Annotated in this window: 1 protein-coding gene; it reads left to right on the top strand. The window is 65.5% G+C overall.

What is annotated here, in order from left to right; all coding sequences use genetic code 11:
- Nucleotides 1-219: 219 nt before the first annotated feature.
- The coding region (locus tag EN851_RS37790; protein ID WP_281041130.1) for an NAD(P)-binding protein at nucleotides 220-316 on the top strand (97 nt) is incomplete at its 3' end.

The following is a 316-nucleotide window of genomic DNA, read 5'->3' as shown; positions in this document are numbered from 1 at the left end:
CAGCGACGTCCGCAACGGCTTCAGCGGCATCACGGTGAAGTACGCCATCGACGCCGACGCCAAGCGCGAGGACATCGAGGCGCTCGTCGCCCAGTCGCAGAAGCGGTCGGCCGTCTATGACATCGTCACCAATCCGACGAACGTCACGGTCGTGGTCAACTGAAGGGCGGTTCGAGCCGTAGCTTTTGCTGAGAGGGCGCGATTAGTTCCGTCACCACAGTGATCGTCGGCGCAGGGCACGCGGGGCTCGCGATGAGCCGCTGCCTCGCGGAGCGCTCCATCGACCATGTGCTGCTCGAGCGCGGCGAGATCGCCA

The sequence above is a fragment of the Mesorhizobium sp. M8A.F.Ca.ET.208.01.1.1 genome, assembly GCF_004791315.1.
Lineage (GTDB): Bacteria > Pseudomonadota > Alphaproteobacteria > Rhizobiales > Rhizobiaceae > Mesorhizobium.
The sequence above is the reverse complement of the archived record's forward strand: the minus strand, read 5'-3'. Positions and strand labels throughout refer to the sequence as shown.